A 20,414-nucleotide genomic window follows, 5' to 3' on the forward strand; every position below is an offset into this window, starting at 1 on the left:
CTGTTTTCTCCCTGACGATGACTCGCCAGTATGGTTTAGATGCTTAACCTTATGTTCGCACAATTACCCAAAAAGCCCCTTGCCGATAGAGGAAAGAATGAAAGGTTTAGGTGTTAAACCTTGCTCGCAAAAAAATTATTCGCCGAACAGTTCGGACATGCGCTCGTCCACCACGGTCTCCACCACGGCCAGAATGGCCGAGGCCAGGGCGAGCTGGGTGTCCGGGAAGTCCCGCAGCCGCGCCTTGAGGGTGTTCAGGTGGCGCTCGTGGAATTCCTGGTGCGCCTTGTAGGCCTCCCAGCCCGGTTCCGTGAGAAAGGCCAGGATCTCCTTGTCGTTGTCCGCGGCCTTTTCCTTGCGGGCGAATCCCTTTTTCTCCAGCTTGCCCACCATCTGCGAGGCGGCGCTCTTGGTCACGCCCAGGGTGTCGCCGATGCTCTTGATGTTGATGCCCTCGCTGTTGCCGATGGCCTGGATGCAGTGCACTTCCTTGGCGGTCAGTCCGGAGTTCTTGCCCATGCGGATGGGCAGTTCCTCGATGCGGCAGTGCTTGTTGATGATGCGCATGAGCCTGCCGGTGAGGTGCTGGATGGATTCCTGTGGGTTGCTCATGGGTGTTTGATAAAGGTGCTTTACCATTGTGTCAAGCATCTTGATTTGCGTATCCATTGCCGTCTTTCCAGTGTTTTGCCCGCTCAGAAACTGTAGCGCACCGAGGTGTATATGTTGGAGTTTTCCTCGAACTGGCCGAAAAAGGTGTCCCGGTGTTCCCCCAGGAAGATGTTGGCCCCGACACCCACGGTGGTCCGGTCCGAAACCTTGTACTGCACGGAGGGGCGCAGGTAGGCGTCCTGGTCGCTGGGGCAGAGGTAGGCGTCCAGGGCCAGGGTCAGGTTCTGGTTCATGAGCAACTGGGAGAGCTGCAGGGTCAGCACGTGGCGGAACTCGTCCTTTTGCCGGGCCGCCGGGGTCTGCGCCTGGTATTCGTCGTAATCGAGCTTCTGCTCCACGTAGTACTGGAGCGCCGCATTGAAGTCGGTCCACAGGTCCTGGGTATAGCCGGCCAGGTAGCGGATTTCCGAGTTGCGTACCGCGATGTTTTTCCCGCCTCGGCTTTCCGGGGAATGATAGTAGGCGAATTCCAGGTTGCCGATGCCCGGCCCCATGGGCCCGCGTACGCTTGCGCCGTAGGCGTTCAGTTCCGGGAAGGTGCCCTTGCCTTCATCGGTCATGCCTTCCGGCGTTTTCCAGAATCCCCGGTATCCGTAGAGCGCCATTTCGTAGCTGCCCACGTTCCGGTAGAGCCGCGCCGCGAATTCGTCGTCCCTGAACCAGGTCTGGGGCGTATCCGTCGCCAGAGTGTCCCGGTTACCCCTGCGTTCCTGGCGCGCCGGATCCCAAAAGGAGATATACTCGCCGTTGATGTACCGGTCCGGGTCGAATTGCGGGGTGTAGACCAGGTCCAGGTTGGCGAGGTCGCTGAACAGGCCGACCTTGGCGGCGGTGCTCGGGGCCTTGAGATATTCCGCGTCCCGGCCGATGAAGAACGACTGCCAGTCCTTGGGGAAGAGGTCGTTGAGAAAGACCAGCCCGCCCGTGCCCCAGGTCAGCACCTGGGTTCCCAGCTTGATGTCCACATTGTCGCCCGGCCTGGAAAAGACCCAGGCCTCGCGGGTTTCATACCCCACCTGGTTCCTGACCCCGTCCAGGCGCAGGTCCCCCTTGTACTTGAAGTCCGCCTTTTCCGTGCTGGTGAACAGTTCCAGCTGCATCCGGGTCTCGGCAACGGAAAAGGCCTTCTGGTCCGGGTCGCGGCCCGTGCGCATGCCGACCCGGGTTTCCACGAATCCGTTTATCTCCAGCGGGTCCAGCCGTTCGCGCAGGTATGTCAGGAAATCCTCCCGCGCCTCGGCGCTGGCCGGTGCGGCCAGGGCTGCGAACAGCCCCAGCCACAAGGCCGCCGCAAGGGTGGCCGCTCTCATCGCATCACCTCCCGGGGAGGCCGCCTGAGATACCGTTCTCCGAACACCGCGTCCTTGACCGGGATGTCGTACTGCACGTTGGTGAAGGTCATGACCGTGGTGCTGCCGGTTTCCAGGTTGCTGACCCTGGATTCCGTCACCGTGGGATAGGCCTTGCCGCCCTGCGCATCGGCCGGGACGATTTCCTCCACCCGGAGCGCCTCCATGATCCTGTAGGGCGCGGAGCCGTTCTTGAAGTACTCCACGCGCATGGGCAGGTAGGTGGTCTTGTCTATGTAGGCGAGGTAGTGGGAGAATTCCACGCTGCCCGGATCCTTGGGCGTGTTGCGGATCACGTGGAATTCCTGGTTTTCCCCGTCCTGTTCATGTACGTCCGCCTCGATGTTGCGGCCGGAGATGTCCTCGTAGAGGAAGTCCGAGCCCGCAAAGCTGGTGCGCTTGTCGCCCGCGGCGATGCGCTTCACCAGGTCCATGCTGGGCATATACAGCCAGCGGTCGTCGTCCTTGCCTGGCTCCACGGTCTTGTGGACCAGGAAGACCATCTTGCGCACGTCCGCCGGGGCCTTGAAGTAGGTCATGTAATGCTGGGCGCCGTCGTTTTCGGCCATGTCCTTCCTGAGGGTGTTCAGCTCCCGCTTGCGGACCCTGCCCTGGGCGTCGGTGATCCGCAGGGTGACCGTCCCCTTGCAGGTTGCGCCCTGGTACAGGGCCGCGTGGTTGGCCTTGCGCACGATCTCGTCGGCCGTCATGGCCCGGGCCTGGCAGGCCGTGGCGGCCAGCACGGCCAGTGCGGCCAGCAATGTTGTCAGCAGTTTGCGATGCATTGTCTTCTCCTAGTCGTGTTGTTCGATGGTTGCGGTGGCATGGGCGGTTTCGCGTGCGAAGAACCAGCCCGAGGCCATGGTGATGATTGCGGGCAGCGCCACGAGGGTGAGCGCCCCGGACAGGAGCATGATGGACGAGAGCAGCAGGCTGGTGGTCTTGTACGGCACCAGGGAGGACACCAGCAGCGGCAGGAAACCGATGGAGATGACCAGTACGTTCCTGCTGATGGCCCTGGCGGGTTCCCGGAACATCAGGGGCAGGGTCTCCTTCCAGGATCCCGTCCGGGCGTGGATGCTCCTGCTGCGCTCCACGAAGTGGATGGCGAAGTCCACGGACATGCCGAGGGTCAGCACGCCCAGCACGGCCACGGGCATGTCGTAGTCCTTGCCGATGAGCCCGATGAATCCGTAGATGAGGGCGATGGTTACGGTGAGCGGAACCATGCACAGCAGCCCCCACCTGACCGAGCGGAACAGGAAGACGGCCATGACCAGGACAATGGCGAAGCTGCCCAGGAAGGAGCGGAGCATGCCCTGGACCATCTGGCTCTGCCAGGCCACGTTGATGTAGGTCAGGCCCGCCCAGCTGTGCTTGATGTCCACGGGCGGGGGCGTTGCCGCGAAGTACTCGTCCACGGATTCCTTCACGGCCTCCATGACCTTGTTGTCCCCGCTGCTCAGTTGGAACATGGTGCAGGCGTTGACATAGTCCGGGGTGACGAAGTGCCAGAGATCGTGGGGCCGGTGGCTCTGCTGGAACTGCATGTAGCACTCGCTGACCCCCTGCATTTTCTCGGGGACGCGATAGTTGCTTTCCCTGCCGTCGATGAGCTCCTGGTTGAGCTTGCTGACCACGTCGGCGGGGGAAACGCTCTTGCCCACGAGCCCGAGGCCCAGCAGCCTGTCCTGGAGGCCCGCGACGTATTCGAGGACCTGCGGCTGCTTGAAGGGTTTGCGCTTTTCCTTTTCCAGGTTGAAGAAATGGCTGAATTCCTCGTAGGCGAAGTATTCGTTGTCGGATTCGGCGGTCTTCAATCCCTGTTCCGCAATGGCGATGGCCGCGTTCAGGAAGGGCTCCTCCTGGTGCACCGTGGTCTCCACCAGCAGGGTGCGGAGCAGCTTTTCCGCCAGAGGCCGTGCCTGCGGGTTGTCCCGCATGTCACCGGCCATATCCTTGAACCGCGTGAGCATGTCGTTTTTTTCCGCGTCGGATACGGCCGGGTCCGTGTCCCCCTCCAGGATGAGATAGGCCGGGTAGGTGCCCTTGAAGTGTTTGTTCAGGGCGGTATCGGCCTTGCGGATGGGGTGGTCCTCCGCGAACCACTTGACCGGGTTGTCGTTGATCTGGATTTTGCTGATTCCCCACGCGGATACCGCGACCAGGAGCAGGAGCCCGGCAACAATGGGGCGGGCGTACCGGAACGAGGCGCTTCCGGTCGCGGCCAGAATGCTGGTCATGGGCGTCCGGGCCGACTGCTGCTTCCGGGAGAGCCCGAAGTTGTCGAAGATCCGTTTGGGCAGGGCCATGATGAAGGCCGGGACGAACATGATGGTCATGACCCAGGCCACCATGATGCCCGCACCCACGAACACCCCGAAGATCTGCACGGGCGGGATGGGGGTCAGGGCCAGGGAAAGGAAGCCCGCCGCCGAGGTGAGCGAGGTATAGAGCATGGGCATGAACAGGGTGTCCAGAACCTCGCGGATGGTTTTGTCGCGTCCCTTTTCCGCAGAGTAGCGGTCAAAGAATTCCGAGAGGATGTGGATGGAGTCCACCACGGCGATGGACATGAGAAAGACCGGTATCATGGAGCTCATGATATGGACCTCGAAATCCAGGCCGATCATGGCCCCCATGGTGATGATCACCGTGAAGGTGGCGATGAGCATGGGCAGGATGGTCAGGGACAGCTTGCGGAAGAAGAAGAACAGCAGCAGGAAGATGGTGCCCATGGCCAGGGGAGAGGAGATCATCATTTCCGAGAACATCTCGATGCCGATGGCGTCCTGGGCCACGGGCAGGCCCGTGATGTGGATCTCGTCGTTCCCGCCGAGCTCCTCCATCTTGGCGGTCATGGCCTTGTAGACCCTGTAGCTCAAAAGCTTGTCCGTCAGCGGAAGGTACAGGCAGAGGGCCTGCCCGTCCTCCGAGGCGAGCCGCCCGGCCAGCATGGGATTGCTGGTGATCCGCTGCCGCACCTCGAGGGCCTGCGCCCGGTCGGCGGGCGGGGAGGACATGAGCCAGTCAAAGGATATCCGGCCCGGCCCGTCCTGGCTGATGTGCTCGACCTCGGACGGGGCGATCATGTCCACGCTGATGACGCCCACGGTCTTGCCCGGGTTGTTTTCGTCCTCCCAGCGAAGGGTCTTGGCGTATTCGGCCAGCTGGTAGACCCTGCTCAGGGTCTGCGGGTTGAACACGCCGTCGGGGTCCTGCTCGTTCACGATGCCCATGACCAGAATCTCCGAAAGGTCGAAGGTCTTCTTGGCCTGGTTGTGGAACAGCCTGGTGGGCTCGTCGGCCGGCAGCATGTGCTCGGGGTCGGTGTCTATCTTCACATAGGGGAAGAACGCCCCTGCCAGGGCGGTCAGCAGCAGGGCGAGAACAATGGTTGTCTCGAAATGCTGGATGGCGAAATTTACCATGCCTTGTCGAATGATTTTCATGTGTGCCTCCTGGGGCAGGTTTCGGGCGGACTGTCGCCCGCCGGAGTCTTTAGATGGTAAAGATCCTAAACCTTATCTTGGTAAAAAATGGCGATCAGTCGTCGCCGTTTTCGCTGCATGCAGTGCGTTTTCTCACCACTCTGTTCGATTTGGGTATACGCATCCGTATACCTGTGGTCAAGAAAAAAAGTATACGGAATCGTTTACTTTTGGGATGGGGTTTGTTATGAATGTATCTCTTCGAAATAGAAAAGTTTTTGCTCCAAGATCGCGCCGAGATACAGGGGGAGGATATGAAAACGATGACTAAAAAGCAGCGGGATATCATTCTGGCCGCATGCCGGGAATTCGAGGAATACGGTTTTGCCGGAACCGGCATGGAACAGATCGCGGCGGCGGCGGATGTTTCCAAGCGGACTCTCTACAAGCATTACAGCAGCAAGGAGGCGGTCTTTTCCGCCATTCTCGACTACCTGCACCAGGAACGGGACGCCCAGGAATGGCCGGAGTATGATCCAGGATCGCCGCTTCGGGGGCAACTGGAAGCGGTCATCCGCTGCATGCTGGGGCACCTGAACCTGGAGGAGCACATCCGGCTGGCCCGGATCGTGATTTCCGAAGCGGTCAGGAAACCCGAGCTGGGGGATATCCTGGCCAGGACCGTGGACTTTTCCGATAACGCGCCTTCCCAGTGGATCCGGGCCGCCATGGACGACGGCCGCCTGAAGGGCGGGGACCCCGCAAAGGCCGCGTTCTATCTTGCCGGGCTGGTCAGGGCCCATTCCCTGTGGCCCCGGCTGGTGTTCTGCGCCGCCCCGCTTTCCGGCCGGGAAATGGCCGACGCCGCCTCGGAATGCGCGGATTTCTTCCTGGGGTATTACGACGTCTCGTAGCCGGGGCGGCCCTGCCTGCATCTATATTGTTACTGTTCCTTATTCTCTTGCCCGTTTGAAGCGGGGCATGTTTGCCGCTGATGCCCCTCCTGTCTGATTTTCCCATTCCCCTCTTGAAGGCTCTTTGGTCGCGGCACGATTGCCGGAAAACTATGCGGCAAACGTTTCGCAAGGATCGATTTTGCTTGAGGTTGCTCAATTAACACATTGATATTGAATGATATTTTTGTATGAGTATTTGGCACTCCGGTTGCAACCCATCGTCAGGCAATTGCTACGCATTACTGCAACCAAGGAGTCTGGATATGTCGGTCAAAAACAAGCTCGTTCTTGTTCTGCTGGTTTGCATGGCATGCTTCCTGGCGGTTTTTGCGGTGAACAAGACGGGCAGAAACATTTCCCAGCACTATACCGAGCTCATGACACTTGCCCGCAACGCCTACGACGAGTTGCTGCAGGCGCGACGGCAGGAAAAGAACTTCCAGCTTCGGAAACAGGAACAGTACGTTCGGATGGTAGCCGACCACGTGGACGCGGCGCACGGGATTTTCCAGCGCATGCTCCAAGCGGACGCGGCCATGAAGGAGCAGTGCGCCAGCGCCCTTGTCCTGCTTGAGGACTACCGCAGGAGCTTCGGGGAGCTTGCCTCGGCGGAAATCGATATCGGGCTGACGGACACGGAAGGCTGGCGCAACCGGTTCATCCTGGCGGCCCGGGAGCTCGAGGCCATCTTCCAGCAGGTGGAGGACCGGGAGATCACCATAATGCTCCTGCAGATCCGCCGTCATGAAAAGAATTTCATCCTGCGAAAGGAACAGAAATACATTCAGAAGATGGATGCGCTGATCGCGCAGATGAAATCCTCGGTCAACGCCTCGGCCTTGTTCGGCCCCCGGGAAAAGGGAGCCTTTCAGGAAAAGCTGGAAGCCTACTCGGCCGCGTTTGCGGGGTACCGGAACAGCCTGAAACTGGCCGAAGAGGCCTCCGGCAATCTGGTCGAGTCCACCAAGGCGCTGGAGCCGGTGATCCTGGGCATTCGGGATTACTATCTGCAGAAGGACGCCCAGGTGAGCCGATACGCGGATCTCGCGGTTCTCGGCGTGGAACTGGCCGCCTGCGTGCTGGTGCTGTTGTGCATCCTCTGGAGCCTTTTCTCGGTGACCCGGCCGCTCAAGGCCTTGCAGCGGTATTCCAAAAAGGTTGCCGAAGGCGATCTGGAGATCCTTCCGGAGGGCAGATTCTCCCATGAATTCGGTAATCTCTGCGCTGACCTGACCCGAATGGTCGCCATGCTCCGCGAGCAGTTGGAAGCGGTTCGGATCAAGGAGGAAGAGGCGCAGGCCCAGGCCCGCGCGGCACACCAGGCCATGTTGGAAACCCAGGAGCAGGAGCGCCAGGTGCGTCTGCTGTGGGAGCGCATGGACGAGGCCGGCCGCGCGGTCGAAGAGATCGCGGACCGCGTGGGCGCAGCCACGGAACAGGTGGCGGCCATGCTGGAGCAGGTGCGCCAGGGCGCCCTGAATCAGCACGAACAGGTCACGCAGACCGCCATTGCCATGAAGCAGATGACCGTGGTCATCGGCGAGGTGACCCAGAACGCCTCGCAGGCGACGGGAAGCGCCATGGAGGCCCGCGACAGGGCCGTGGAGGGAGCAGGACTGGTCAAGGACGCCGTGACCTCCATCGAAGAGGTGGACGGGCTGACCGAAAGGATCGGCAACGGGCTCGAAAAGCTCGGCGTGCAGGTGGAATCCATCGGCCAGGTCATGGATGTCATCAACGAGATTGCGGACCAGACCAACCTGCTGGCGCTCAACGCCGCAATCGAGGCGGCGCGCGCCGGTGACGCGGGTCGCGGTTTCGCCGTGGTGGCGGACGAGGTCCGCAAGCTGGCGGAAAAGACCATGACCGCGACGCAGCAGGTGGAGGAGCACATCGTCTCCATTCAGGAATCCTCCGCCCGCAACATTCAGCGCTTCCGCGAGGTGGTCAAGACCGTGGAGCACAGCGCCGTCCAGTCCCGCTCGTCGGGCGAGGTGCAGGACAGCATCATACGGCTGGTGGAGCAGAACGTCCTGAACGTGGAGAGCATTGCCTCGGCAGCGGAAGAGCAGAGCGCGGCCTCCGACCAGATCCTCGTGTCCACGGAAGAGGTTCGCGAGATAGCGGAGTCCTTTACCGACGGCATTTCCCATGCCCACGAGGCCGTGGTTTCCCTGGTGGCGCTTTCCGAAGAGCTGCGCAGGGGCATGAAGGACATGCTCTCAAGCGGCGATGCACCGGATGATGGTCGGGCGGCCTTGTCCGAATTGGCGTCGTCCGGAAGGTTTTCCATACAGTAGTTTTCGTCACCCCGCCTCTAGGAGGAGAACCCTCCACCGGCGTAGCCGCTTAATGCTCCTCCAAAGCGGCTGCGCCGGTTTCATTTTTCCCGCTTGTGTTTGGAACGGCGCAGGACCGCGTGTCGCAAGATCATGGCGCAAGGCATGCTTGCGCGTTTGCCGGATTGATTTTGCGCTTTTTTATTTTGTTATATCAGTATGATATGAATTGCAATGAAGTCGAATTGGATAGGCACGGGGTGTGCAATGGAGAGATCAGGAAATGAACCTTCTAACCGGGAGATGGAAGAATGGAACTCGTTTTTTCCGTACACGGCTATTCCTGCGACCTCGCGTTGCATCCCATATCCGAAAGAACCGTGGAACTCATCAGGGAACACGGCGCAGACGTCTATTCCATGAAGCCGCTGAACTGGTGGCGCAAGGGCAAGACTGCCACCTGGGGCATGCGCATCGATGACTGGTGCACCATCAAGGTCACTGTGGACAAGGAGCCGGTGGCGTTCGACGCCGGCCTGGTGACCGAATCCCCGCTGCGCGTTCGGCGGCGGATGTTCCTGGACAGCAAGGCCAAGTACCTGTGCGTGCTCGGCTTCGACAACGAGGTCTGCAGCTTTTCGTGGAAGTGGAACAACATACGGGCCTATGATCCGTCCCTGTTTTCCTTCATGGTGCACCAGTGGGACCGCATCATGGGCGAGCCCGATTACTTCATCCTCGACGAGATGCGTTACGACAACGCCTTTGCAGACCTCCACAACTGGTGCGATCCCGCGGGATTCACCCTGGTCTCACCGCGCATCATAGACCTCGACCAGGTGCGGGAAGAGCTGGAACGGGGAGGGGCGGAACACGCCGGGCCTCCGTTCCCGTCTCCGAGCGATGAAGCCCAACAGGTTTCGGGCTAGGCACTCGCCTGAAAAATCAATCCCCCGCACAGGGCAGTGCGGGGGATTTTCATATGGACCGTGGGCTGTTGTCTTCAGTCCAATGCCGTATCCTTCAGTATCTGGGCCAGCTCGACCTTGCCGTGCCGGATCAGTTTTTTTTGCATGGCCCGGCGGACGACCTTGGCGATCTCGCCGATGTCGGCCGGTTTCAGGAGGTAGTCGAAGGCCCCCTGCTGCAGAAGCCTGATGGCGTCGTTCATGGACGCCTGCCCGGTCAGGAAGATGGTTTCCACGTCGAAACCGCGTTCCTTGATGGCCTCGAAGGTCGCCTCCCCGGACATCCCCGGCATGTTTATGTCCAGCAGGACCACGTCGAATTCGCGCGCCACCAGCTTGTCCAGGGCCTCCGGGCCGTTGGGTGCCGCGTCCGCCATGCAGCCGCTTTCGTTGAGCAGACGGGTCACGGAGCGCCGGAAGCGGTCCTCGTCGTCGACAATGAGAATTTTCGTATCCATGCTACCTCCCATGCTCATTGGGGAAGACGGACCGTGAATGCGGCCCCCTTGCCGGGAGCGGACCGCACCAGGATGTCGCCACCCAGTTGATTGATGATTCGCAGGCTGACGGAAAGCCCGAGCCCGGTACCCTGGCCCGGCGGCTTGGTCGTGTAGAAGGGATTGAAGATCCGTTCCTGCAGTTCCGGGGCGATGCCCGGGCCCGTATCGCGGATTTCGGTGCAGACCATGCCGTCGGCCCGGAAGGTGCTCACCAGGATCACGCCTTCCTCCCCGAGGGCCTGGACCGCGTTGATGATCAGGTTGAGCAGCACCTGCCGCACCAGTGGGGGGTCTGTCTTGAGCGTGGGCAGGCCGCTCTGGAGGCTGCGCACCACGAGGATGTCCTTGGAGCCGATCTCGCGCTCCACCAGGGCGAGCATGTCCTCCACCAGCCGGTTGATGTCCGCGTCCTGGGAAACGGGCTTCCGGTTGCGGGCGAAGTCGAGCAGCTTGTGGGTTATGTCCGAGCACCGCTCCACCTGCCTGCAGACGACGTTGATGCTTGACTGGATGTCCTCCAGGTTCTCGTCGGCGGGCAGCTCCTGGATGTTCATGCGCATGAGTTCCGATTCCTGCATGATGATGTTCAGGGGGTTGTTGATCTCGTGGGCGATTCCCGTGGAGATCTCCCCCAGGGCCATCAGCTTCTGGGACTGGAAGAGCTGCTCGTCGTTGTCCGAGGCCGAGGAACAGGCCCGTGCGAGTTTTTTCCCCACCCGGCGGAAGGCGATCCACAGGGCGGCGGCCAGTGCGGCCGCCAGAGCCATGCCTGGTCCGGGCCACTTGAGGACCAGCAGCCCGGAGGCCAGGCATGACAGGGGACAGAAGAATATTCCCAGCCGCGATGCGCGGCGGGCGAAGACCAGGCTCATCCTTCCTCCGTCTGTCGCTTCAGGCGCGCGTGCTCGCAGGCGGAGCGGATCCGCTGCAGGAGATCGTCGATGGAAAAGGGCTTGAGGATGTAGTCGTACGCCCCGTGGCTGATGCCCTCGATGCCCGACTGCATGGAGCCGTGGCCGGTAAGCATGATGACCTCCACGTCCGGAAACCGCTTGCGCATTTCCTTGAGCGCCTCCAGCCCGTTCATGCCGGGCATGCGGACGTCGAGAATGACCACGTCCACCTCGTTTTCCTCCAGGAACGCCAGGGCGCTCCGGCCGTCGCCGGAAGTGAAGACGTCGACGTTTCGTTTGGAGAGCCTGCGCCGGATCAGTTTCAGGAAATCCGGTTCATCGTCGACCACGAGAATTCTTACTCTGGACATGTTTCCTCCTTGTAGGCCGGGGGATCGGCGGGCAGCGTGAAGGTGAAGGTGGTTCCGTACCCGGGGTCGCTTTCCACGCCGATGTCGCCGCCCAGTTTCTTGAGCGTGCTGTAGACGATGGAAAGGCCCAGGCCGGTGCCCTTGCCTGCGGACTTGGTGGTGAAGAAGGGGTCGAAGACCTTGTCGAGGTGCTCCGGGGCGATGCCGCCGCCGCTGTCGTGTATTTCCAGGAGCACGCTGTTGTCCTGCGCCCATGTGGAAAGCGAGATGCAGCCGTTCGCGCCGATGGCGTCGATGGCGTTTTCCAGCAGGTTGAGGATGACCTGCTGAATCTGGTTGGCGTCCGTGGAGATGAGCGGGAGCTCCTGCTCCAGGTCGCACTCCACATGGATGTTGCGGTGGTGCGTTTCGTTCTGGAGAAAGGAGATGGTCTGTTTGGCCAGCAGGTTGAGGTCCACGTTTTCCTGGAGCGGTTCCATGCGCCGCGCAAACCCGAGCATGCGGTGCGTCACCGTGCGGGCCCGCTCCACGTGGCGTTCGATGTCGCCCACCGCTTCCTGCAGATGGTCTGCGGCGGCCACCCCGTCCAGCTCCCCGTCGTTGATCATGTCCCGGATCCAGCCGGCGCTTTCCCGGATGATGGACAGGGGGTTGTTGATTTCGTGCGCCACACCGGCGGCGAGCTTGCCCAGCGACGCCATCTTGCTCGACTGGAGCATGGCCGCGTCCATGGCGGCCCGTTCCCTGTCGGCGGCCTTGAGCCGCGCGATGACCGAGGCGACCGTGAGAGAGGCCCCGGCGAAGATGAGCAGGGCGCAGGCCGCGAACAGCGCATAGATGAGCGACTGGGTCCGCAACAGGGGGGAAAGCTCCTCGTCCGGGTTTTCCAGGACCACCAGCCGCCAGTCGGTCAGGGTCAGGGGCGTGATTCCGGCCATGAGCTCGGTGCCGCCCCGGTTCCAGGGGAAGATGCCCACCCCGGCCCCGTCCCCGGTGTCGGGCAGGCTGGTGCGGGAAAGCACCCTGTCCCCGAAGCGCGAGGGGGTCTGCAGCTCGCCGTTGCGGTTGACCAGGTAGGCGTCGCCCAGCTTGCCGGTGCGGACGTTGCGGACCAGCGAGGTGAACACGTCCGAGTCGATGGTGGCCCGCAGGATCCATGTCCGGCCCGCTTCCCGTCTTTTGACGGCGATGATGAAGTGGGGGAAGTTGCGGAAGCCCATGAACACGTCGCTGATGTACAGGCCCTTGAGCATGACCTGGTTGAACCAGGACTCGTCCCTGTAGTTGACGTCGCGCAGGTCGAACGGCCCGCAGTAGGCCTCGTGCCGCCCGTTCTGGCCGATCACGCCGAGGTCGATGTAATAGTGCGAGGAGCGCTGGATGGTTTCGTACAGGGCGTTCAGCCGGGACTGCTGCGTGATTTCCGGGAAGGTCTGGGTGTCGGCCAGCATTTGCAGCTGCATGACGCGTTCGCGCAGGAACATGTCGATGGAGTCGCGCTTGTTGCCGACGATCAGGGAAAGGTTGCTGGCCAGCTTTTCCTCGTACGATTGGCTGAACTGGGAAAGGATGACCGCCCCCAGCCCGAACAGCGGGATGATGGACAGCCCCAGGGTCATGAGGAGCAGCTTTCGCCGCAGCCTGGAATAGGTGTTGGCGCTCATGTCCGGTTCCTCCATTGCGGGGACGTTTCCTCCAGGCGTTTCAGGGCGGTGCGGATGCCCTTGCCCAGGGATTCTCTGTAGCGCGCGAGCGCCTGTGCATCGGCCATGACCATGTCGATCTGCCGGGTGTGCACCACCAGGTGTCCCGCCACGGCCAGGGCCTGTTCCACGGCCTCCGCGCCGATGCCTTCGATGCGGGCGAACAGGGCGTCGCCCCGCGTCTCCACAAGGAATCCGTACTGTTCGAGCAGGTCCGCGATCAGCCGGGACCGGGCCGCGCGCCGTCCCTGGTCGGCCCCGCCGCCCTTGAACTGGAACAGGGCGTGGTTCTCCGTGGGGTCGTCCCCGGCAAAACCCTCCACCGTGCAGAAATGGAAGCCGAACCGGGACTGGAGATTGCAGTAGTTGCCGCCCACCATGAAATAATTCCGTTCCCCCATGCTGTTGGCGGCTCCCGGTGCCAGGGCCGGATTCTGCGTGGCCTGGAAGACCACGGACATGAATCCTCCCGCGTCCACGGGGGGAGGGCCTTCCCAGGGCACGGCGGTCATGCCGGTCCACAGGGCCAGCATGGCGTTGGAGCGGATCTCGTCGACGCCCACCCGTCCCTCGTCGCAGGATTCGGCGGTGCCGCCGCCGATGTCCACCAGCCAGTACTGCAGGGGCAGATCCCCGTGCAGCCTCTTGGCCCGGGACGTGGGCCGCGCGTCCTGCAGGAACATTTCGTTCACGGCCATTTCGTGGCAGTAGCGCGTGATGTCGTGGAGGGAGGCGCAGCCGCCGGGCCGGAATTCCGGGGCTTCCGGGTCCGTGAGGGAGAGCGGGATGATCTTTGGCAGGACGCGGCGCAGGGCTCGCTGCACATCGCTGACCCGCGGCGTGTCGCGTCGCTCGTCCGCGTCGTCGATCTGGTCCTGGTGGCGGCCGAGATAGACGCCGCCGGTCCCGGCATTGACCGTGACCACGCCCACGCCGGAAAGGGTCTCGACCGCTCCCGGAGCGCCGATCAGGGCGGGTATGCCGTATTCGCGGGCCACATTGGCGAGGTGCCCCACGGTGCTGCCGAATTCGGCCACCAGGGCGGCGGCCTTGGGCAGCAGGGCGGAAAGCTGCGGCCTGGCGTTGCGCGCCAGAAGCACCGCGCCTTCCGGGAAGCAGAGCATGTCCTCGGCCGTTTCCACCCGGACCACCTGTCCCGCCGTGGCTCCGGGGCTTGCCGACATGCAGCCGGAAAGCAGGGGCGTGGCCGACGTCTTTACGGGGCTGTCCGGGTCCCTCCCGGAATGCGCCTGCGCGCAGACCGACAGGGGGCGGCACTGGAGGATGAGGAGTCTCCCGTCCGGGTCCCGGGCCCATTCGATGTCCTGCGGGGTGTTGAAATGCGCCTCAATGCGCCGGGCAATGCGGCCCAGCTCGTGAACCACCTCTTCCGGGATCGAGGGCTCGCTTTCGCAGCCGGGCTTCAGGCCTTCGCGGACGATGCGCCCGTCCTGGGCAGCCACGTAGCGGCACTGCTTGGAAACGATCTCGGCTTCGAGAATGTGGAGATCGTCGCGGCGCAGCTTCCAGGAGTCGGACCGGGAACTGCCGTCCACGATGCCGCAGGGAAGGCCCTGGACCGCGCTGATCACCAGGGATCCGTCGTCTTCGCCCAGGGGCGGGCGAGTGTAGATCACGCCCCCGGCCGAGGCGTCCACCATCTCCATGCAGCCCACGCACATGACCATGGCGTCCTCGCGCAGGCCCCGGTTGAGCCTGTAGGTCATGGCCGTGGCCGAGAACAGGCTGGCCACGACGCTGCGGAAAGCGTCCTCGATTTCCTCGGGGCGGACGCCCAGCAGGGAAAGGAACTGGCCGGCAAAGCTGTTTTCGTCCGAATCCTCGCCCAGGGCGCTGCTCCGGACGGCCAGGCGCGGGCCGCCGTCCCGTTCATCCAGGAATTCGCAGGCGGAGCGCATGGCTTGGGCAAGTTCCAGGGGCAGGGCGGTCATGTCGATGGCGTGGCGGATTTCGGCTTCGAGCCGGTGGAGCTCCCGCAGGCCGCCGTTGCCGCCGATCTGGATCAGGCGGTTGATCTCATCCTCGAGACCGGTGCTTTCCATGAACAGGCGGTAGGCGTGCGCGGTGATGGAAAAACCGGCGGGCACCTCCAGGCCCAGCAGCGCTGCGACCTCCCCGAGGTGGGCCATTTTCGCGCCGACCAGGGGGACGTCCCCGGCCCGGATGGCCTCCATGGGCATGATCAGCGGGCCGACGCCGCGTTCGGCCCCGCTCGCGAGCTCCCGCTCCATTTCCTGCAGGATCCGGTTGAAGACGGTCTTGAGTTCTTCGTATCTCCCCGGACGCATGAGGCACAGGCGTTCGATCATCTGGCGGACGCCGGAGGCGACGGTGAGGCATTGCGCCCTGACATGACTCATGCCGAAGGGGCGGTCGGAGCGTGCAGCCTCGGTCATTTCGGCCATGACCTCCAGGGCCCTGCTGTTTGCGGCGAGCAGGAGCCGGAAGTTTTCCGATTTCCGCAGGAACTGGTCCGGGGCTTCCCGATCGCCCCCGGAGGTTCCCCTGATGAAATTGAAGACCGTCTTGAGGATGGGCTGCATGGTTCCTTCTCCCTTCCTCAGTCCCTAGTCCTGCGGCGCATGCCCACCGCGTCCAGGATCTTGAAATACAGCTCGTCTGTTCCCACCGGCTTCAGGAGATAGTCGAAGGCCCCGGATTCCATGCCCGTGCACAGGGCCTCGGAGTCGGCATGGCCCGTCAGGATGATCACCGGGAGCTTCGGGGCGATCGCCTTGATGCCCCGGAGGGTTTCGAGCCCGTTCATTCCCGGCATCAGGAAGTCGAGAACCACCACGTCGAATTCCGTTGTCCTGACCTGTTCTATGGCTTCCGCGCCGCCGGATGCCGTGCGGATGTCCACGTTGCGGCGGACAAAGCGCCGCGTATACGTGGTCAGGAAGTCCTGTTCGTCATCCACCAGCAGCAGTCGGATCCGTTTCATGTCAAGTCTCCTCGGTTGTCCGCCCTTCGGACCGGGGGCCTGCCAGCCCCCGGTCAACAGAGGGGTGAGAGGAAGGGCGTGTCCGGCCATGTCGCCGAACATCTCCGGACAGCCTTAGTGTAGAAATTCATGCAGCCCCACCACCAGCGGCGCCGCGGTCCAGAAAAGCAGCAGCAGGACCACCGCGGTGCAGGCGACGAGCAGGGCGGCCCTGAGCTTGCCCACTCCCGCCGCCTTGACCAGACCGATCCCCACGAGCACGGCCCGTACCGGTTCCATGACCATGGCCAGGCCGGGGATCCAGGAAACCACCATGACCGCACCGCTGGCGTAGGCGTAGATGTTGAAGATGGTCCCGTAGCTTGTCTTTTCCCGCCAGGTCATGCCCAGGAGCATGGAGGTGATGGCCGCTCCCAGGGCGGGCATCACCAGGCTGTTGACGAGCATGATCCCGCCCATGACCAGGGAGTTCTCGAAGAAGTAGGTCATGCTCACCGAGCAGTAGAAGATGGAGGAAACCATGAGAAAGAACAGGGCCCGTCTCGGGCCGTTCTGCTGCGCGGTCCTTTCAAAGTGTCTGGCCGGGGAACGCAGGATTTCGAACAGGGTTTCGAAGTATTCCCTGATATTCATTCCGGTTCCGGATACGCTTGTCGTCTCCATGGTTTCCTCCCTCTTAAAATACTTTGTGCATGAATTCGGCCGCTCCCCAGGCGAGCATGGCCAGGGTCAGCACGAACAGGATGCGTCTTTCGGTCCGCTTGGTGAAATAGGTCACGCCGTTCTTGTTGAGAAACGTCTGTTGCCTGTTTTCGGTTCCTTGCATGTTTTCTCCCCCCTCAGGGCCCGGCGGCCGCGCTCGGTGCGGGCCGCCGGGGTAGTGTTCACGGGCGTCAGAAGCCCGGTAGGTTGTTGAAGCCTATGCCGGTCCAGTAGACCGCGGTCAGGATGACGATCATGATGTTGGCGACGAACCACATGGGAATGCCCACGCGCAGGTAGTCCTTGGGCTCCAGGTATCCGGAGGCGTAGACGATGGCGTTGGGTGGCGTTCCGATGATCAGGCAGTAGGCGAAGGACGACGCCACTGCGGTGGCCATGGCCATGAAGGGCAGGAACGTGGTGCCCGGGTGCACGATGCTGGCCATGTTCAGGGTGATGGGACCCACTGCCGCAGCGGCCGGGCCGTCGGCCATCAGGTTGGTCAGCACGGCGGTCAGGCCGTTGGACGTAAGCATCAGCGGGATGCCTTCGCTCATGCCCAGCGGGGCCAGCATGTCGATGACGGACTGGGCCAGCCAGTAGGCCGCGCCGGTCTTGTCCAGGGTGCGGCCGAAGATGATCGCGCCCGCGTAGAGCCAGACCACGCCCCAGTCCACCTTTTCCTGGTAGTCGCGCCAGTTGACGACACCGGCCAGGAGATAGGCGACCGCGCCGCCCACCGCAATGACGCCGATGCCGAGCCGGATGGGATAGATGCCGAGATTGTAGAATTCCTTTTCCGTGAACCAGCCGAAGACCATGATGGCGAAGATGACCATGGCCCAGATCTGGTGCCTGTTCCAGGCCCCCATCTTGCCGATCTCGCTTTCCAGGTGCTTCATGGCCGGGGCCAGGGAGCGGATGCGGGGCTTGAAGAACATGTTGGTGGCGATCCAGGTGAGGGGGATCATGAAGATGACGAAGGGCATGCAGTAGAGAATCCACTGGGCGTAGCCGATGTCCATGCCGAACATGTCGGTCAGGTAGGTCATCATGATGACGTTGCGCGCGCCGCCCGAGGGTGCGCCCGGGCCGCCGATGTTGCAGGCCATGGCGATGGTGATCATGAGCATCTTGGCCAGTTCCTTGTCCTCGGGCACTTCGTCGGTCAGGCTGTTCTGGTAGAGCAGCATGCCGATGGGCAGGAACATGGCGGCCAGCGCGTGGTCGGAGATGAACGCGGCCAGCGGGCTGATGACGATGAAGAAGATGAGCGTGATCCAGCGGACGTTGGGAACCGCGAGCTTCTTGAACATGAGCAGGCACATGCGCTTGTCCACGCCCGTCTTGACGAAGGCCGCCGCGAACATGAGCGAACCCATAATGAACCAGCACGCGTCGTCCCAGTACAGCCCCGCGACCTCGCTTCGGGTGACCACCCCGGTGAAGACCAGGATGAGGCCGATGCTGAAGGCCACGCCCGGCAGGGGCATGCATTCGGTCATGAAACAGAAGACCACGAACACGACCATGGCGATGGCGACCTTGATCTTCCACGCGCCCGTATCCGCATTCTTCTTGTCCTTGTCCGAAAGATCCTCGTAGGCGAGCCTCTTCTGCCGCAGGTCGAAGGCGCCGTTCATGATCTTGAGATAGTCCTCGTCGGACAGGTTGGCCTTGACGTATTCATGGGCCTTCTTGAAGTTGGCGGAATCCAAGGGAATCTTGTACTTCTTGGCCCACTTTTCGTCGCGCTTGAGGAAGCGCGCCTTGGTCAACGCGCCCATGCGCATGTTCTGCTCCATCATGCGGGCGGCCAGTATCTGCCACTGTGCGCCGTCCGAACTGGAGGTGCCGAACACCTGCTGGGAAATATAGTTGGTCACGACCTTCGGGCCCACCGAATACTGCATGCCGACCTTTTTCATTCCCTGCGGGGTGGGAAGGATGAGAATCGTCACGAACAGCACTACCGGTATGATGAGAAGCTTCCAGTTGACATACTTGTCATAGCCGGTCGCCTTTTTCTTTTCCTGAACCATGGGGTACCTCTCCATGTTGATCGATTAAGCATCGCGGCCGGACGAAATGATCCTGGCGATTTCGTAGAACAGTTCCTGCTCCCTGATGACGCCCGCATCCATTCCTCCGGACCGGACCAGCATGCGGCGGGCCGGGAGCGTCACCATGGTGTTGGCGACTTCCATGAGGTTGGCGTCGGCGTCGATGACCGGGAGTTCGTCGGACATGAACAGGTGAACCGGCTTGTTCATGATTTCGGTGACGCGAGAGGTGAACAGCCCCTGCCAGAACATGGCCGAATACTGGAGGCTGTCTGCCATGGACGGCTTGGGCGCGGACAGGTAGTCGGGCCGGATGGCGTTGATGAGATTGAACGGGTGCAGCAGGCCCGCGATGGAGCCGTCCCGGTCCTTCACCAGCACGGAGCGGTGCCCCGTATCCATGAGCCGGTCCGTGGCCATGAATTCGCGCATGGCCTTTTCCAGCGCTCGGATGGCGTCCCGCACGGTGCTGTCGATGGGGATCTGGGTATATTCCTCCAGGGGGATCATGATGTCCCCGGCCAGCTTTTCCGCGCGCACGGCCTTGGTGGCGTAGTCGTGGGCGTCCTGTATCTTGGCCCCCAGCAGGTCCACGTCGCAGGGCTTGGCGAGGTAATCGAACGCGCCTGTTTCGTAAGCCTTCTGGGCCCCGGGAATGTCGCCGTGTCCGGTGAGCATGATGACCGGGGTCTCGGGGTGTTTTTCCTTGATGTGTTTGAGGGTGGCGTGCCCGTCCATGCCGCCCATCTTCACGTCCAGAATCACCACGTCGGGGTTCTGGCCCATTTTTTCCAGCGCTTCCTCGCCGCTGGCCGCAAGGATTGTCTCGAATCCCTTGCGCGCCAGTATTTTCGAAGTCGTGGTGCGGAAGCGTTCCTCATCGTCGACCATGAGGACCTTGATTTTAACCATTGCAACCTCCTTCCTTTTCTGTGTTGTCCGACCTGTCGGCACGGTTTTCCGCCATTTGGGCGGAAAGTATCTTCTGTTTCTGGCGGATGACCTTTTCAAAGGCCTCTTCCGCCTTTCCGAGAAAGTCCTTCATGCTCACCGGCTTGATGAGGTAGTCGCGCGCGCCGAGCTTGAGCCCTTCCACGGCGGTTTCCATGGTCGCGTGCCCCGTGAGGATGATGACTTCGATGAGGGGATAGTTCTTCTTGATCCGTTTCAGGGTTTCCATTCCGTCCATGCCGGGCATCTTGATGTCCAGGAAGATGACGTCCACTTCCCTTGTCTCCAGGAGCTGGAGCGCATCGGCGCCCGAGGTGGCGGTCAGGGCCTCTATCCCGATCTTCTCGAAGAGTTTTCTCGTGGTGCTGAGGAGTCGTTCCTCGTCATCCACAAGCAGAATTTTGGGTTGTCGCATCATGTCACCGTACATTTTGGTTCCTTTGTGTGTTCAAACTGTTCCGCACAAAGCAATCGCTGTGCCAATGGTAATTATTTGATTTAATTCATATTTTTCTTGCAAAATACATTGCGCGAATGCTTTGCTCGACTTCGGATGCGCAAAGAAAATGCGGAATTCGAAAAAAGAACGGACGGATACGGCCTGTTCGGAT

18 protein-coding genes are annotated in these 20,414 nt (G+C 61.9%); 3 read left to right on the top strand and 15 right to left on the bottom strand.

What is annotated here, in order from left to right; all coding sequences use genetic code 11:
• Positions 1–135 precede the first annotated feature (135 nt).
• The 4 genes from FGL65_RS08095 to FGL65_RS08110 form a co-directional block, all read right to left on the bottom strand.
• Positions 136–612 (bottom strand): MarR family winged helix-turn-helix transcriptional regulator, encoded by a 477-nt coding sequence (locus FGL65_RS08095; protein WP_147820715.1) that lies wholly within the window; start codon positions 610–612, stop codon positions 136–138.
• A gap of 83 nt (positions 613–695) precedes the next feature.
• Positions 696–1,982 carry a hypothetical protein gene (locus tag FGL65_RS08100; protein ID WP_147820716.1) on the bottom strand — a complete coding sequence of 429 codons (1,287 nt, stop codon included), beginning with the start codon at positions 1,980–1,982 and terminating at the stop codon, positions 696–698.
• Positions 1,979–2,806, bottom strand: a complete 828-nt coding sequence (locus FGL65_RS08105; RefSeq protein WP_147820717.1) for an outer membrane lipoprotein-sorting protein — start codon at positions 2,804–2,806, stop codon at positions 1,979–1,981. Before FGL65_RS08105 ends, FGL65_RS08100 begins: the two co-directional genes overlap by 4 nt.
• A 9-nt stretch (positions 2,807–2,815) precedes the next feature.
• Positions 2,816–5,473, bottom strand: coding sequence for an efflux RND transporter permease subunit (locus FGL65_RS08110; protein WP_147820718.1), 2,658 nt, complete (start codon positions 5,471–5,473; stop codon positions 2,816–2,818).
• Between the two features lie 293 nt (positions 5,474–5,766).
• Here FGL65_RS08110 and FGL65_RS08115 point away from each other — a divergent pair, with 293 nt between their 5' ends.
• The 3 genes from FGL65_RS08115 (at position 5,767) to FGL65_RS08125 (ending at position 9,616) form a co-directional block, all read left to right on the top strand.
• Complete coding sequence (locus tag FGL65_RS08115) at positions 5,767–6,366, top strand: TetR/AcrR family transcriptional regulator (RefSeq protein ID WP_187170593.1); 600 nt, start codon at positions 5,767–5,769, stop codon at positions 6,364–6,366.
• 305 nt (positions 6,367–6,671) lie between these two features.
• Positions 6,672–8,708 (top strand): methyl-accepting chemotaxis protein, encoded by a 2,037-nt coding sequence (locus tag FGL65_RS08120; RefSeq protein WP_187170594.1) that lies wholly within the window; start codon positions 6,672–6,674, stop codon positions 8,706–8,708.
• A gap of 290 nt (positions 8,709–8,998) precedes the next feature.
• Complete coding sequence (locus FGL65_RS08125) at positions 8,999–9,616, top strand: hypothetical protein (RefSeq protein ID WP_147820721.1); 618 nt, start codon at positions 8,999–9,001, stop codon at positions 9,614–9,616.
• A gap of 74 nt (positions 9,617–9,690) precedes the next feature.
• On the opposite strand, the gene FGL65_RS08130 is transcribed toward FGL65_RS08125, so the two are convergent.
• The 11 genes from FGL65_RS08130 to FGL65_RS08175 all read right to left on the bottom strand — a co-directional run bounded on the left by FGL65_RS08130 (position 9,691) and on the right by FGL65_RS08175 (position 20,218).
• On the bottom strand, positions 9,691–10,113 hold the full coding sequence (locus tag FGL65_RS08130; protein ID WP_187170595.1) for a response regulator: 423 nt from the start codon (positions 10,111–10,113) through the stop codon (positions 9,691–9,693).
• Positions 10,114–10,127: 14 nt separating this feature from the next.
• On the bottom strand, positions 10,128–11,027 hold the full coding sequence (locus FGL65_RS08135; RefSeq protein ID WP_147820723.1) for a sensor histidine kinase: 900 nt from the start codon (positions 11,025–11,027) through the stop codon (positions 10,128–10,130).
• On the bottom strand, positions 11,024–11,419 hold the full coding sequence (locus FGL65_RS08140) for a sigma-54-dependent transcriptional regulator (RefSeq protein WP_147820724.1): 396 nt from the start codon (positions 11,417–11,419) through the stop codon (positions 11,024–11,026). Before FGL65_RS08140 ends, FGL65_RS08135 begins: the two co-directional genes overlap by 4 nt.
• The gene (locus tag FGL65_RS08145; protein ID WP_147820725.1) at positions 11,407–13,083 is read right to left on the bottom strand and encodes a sensor histidine kinase; all 1,677 of its coding nucleotides are present in this window, start codon (positions 13,081–13,083) and stop codon (positions 11,407–11,409) included. The genes FGL65_RS08140 and FGL65_RS08145 overlap by 13 nt, the downstream gene beginning before the upstream one ends.
• Entirely contained in the window at positions 13,080–15,686 is a 2,607-nt protein-coding gene (locus FGL65_RS08150) for a PEP/pyruvate-binding domain-containing protein (RefSeq protein ID WP_147820726.1), read from the bottom strand. Before FGL65_RS08150 ends, FGL65_RS08145 begins: the two co-directional genes overlap by 4 nt.
• Before the next feature lie 17 nt (positions 15,687–15,703).
• Positions 15,704–16,087, bottom strand: coding sequence for a response regulator (locus FGL65_RS08155; RefSeq protein WP_187170596.1), 384 nt, complete (start codon positions 16,085–16,087; stop codon positions 15,704–15,706).
• 114 nt (positions 16,088–16,201) lie between these two features.
• A complete protein-coding gene (locus tag FGL65_RS08160; protein WP_147820727.1) occupies positions 16,202–16,750 on the bottom strand; it encodes a Yip1 family protein in 549 nt (182 codons plus the stop codon).
• A 13-nt stretch (positions 16,751–16,763) separates the two neighbouring features.
• Positions 16,764–16,913: a hypothetical protein gene (locus FGL65_RS18220; RefSeq protein WP_187170597.1), complete on the bottom strand. Its 150-nt coding sequence runs from the start codon at positions 16,911–16,913 to the stop codon at positions 16,764–16,766.
• Between the two features lie 67 nt (positions 16,914–16,980).
• Positions 16,981–18,831 carry an SLC13 family permease gene (locus FGL65_RS08165; RefSeq protein ID WP_147820728.1) on the bottom strand — a complete coding sequence of 617 codons (1,851 nt, stop codon included), beginning with the start codon at positions 18,829–18,831 and terminating at the stop codon, positions 16,981–16,983.
• Between the two features lie 24 nt (positions 18,832–18,855).
• Positions 18,856–19,764, bottom strand: a complete 909-nt coding sequence (locus tag FGL65_RS08170) for a response regulator (protein WP_147820729.1) — start codon at positions 19,762–19,764, stop codon at positions 18,856–18,858.
• Positions 19,757–20,218 (bottom strand): response regulator, encoded by a 462-nt coding sequence (locus FGL65_RS08175; RefSeq protein WP_147820730.1) that lies wholly within the window; start codon positions 20,216–20,218, stop codon positions 19,757–19,759. The genes FGL65_RS08170 and FGL65_RS08175 overlap by 8 nt, the downstream gene beginning before the upstream one ends.
• Between the last annotated feature and the right edge of the window lie 196 nt (positions 20,219–20,414).

The organism is Salidesulfovibrio onnuriiensis (assembly GCF_008001235.1).
GTDB lineage: Bacteria > Desulfobacterota > Desulfovibrionia > Desulfovibrionales > Desulfovibrionaceae > Pseudodesulfovibrio > Pseudodesulfovibrio onnuriiensis.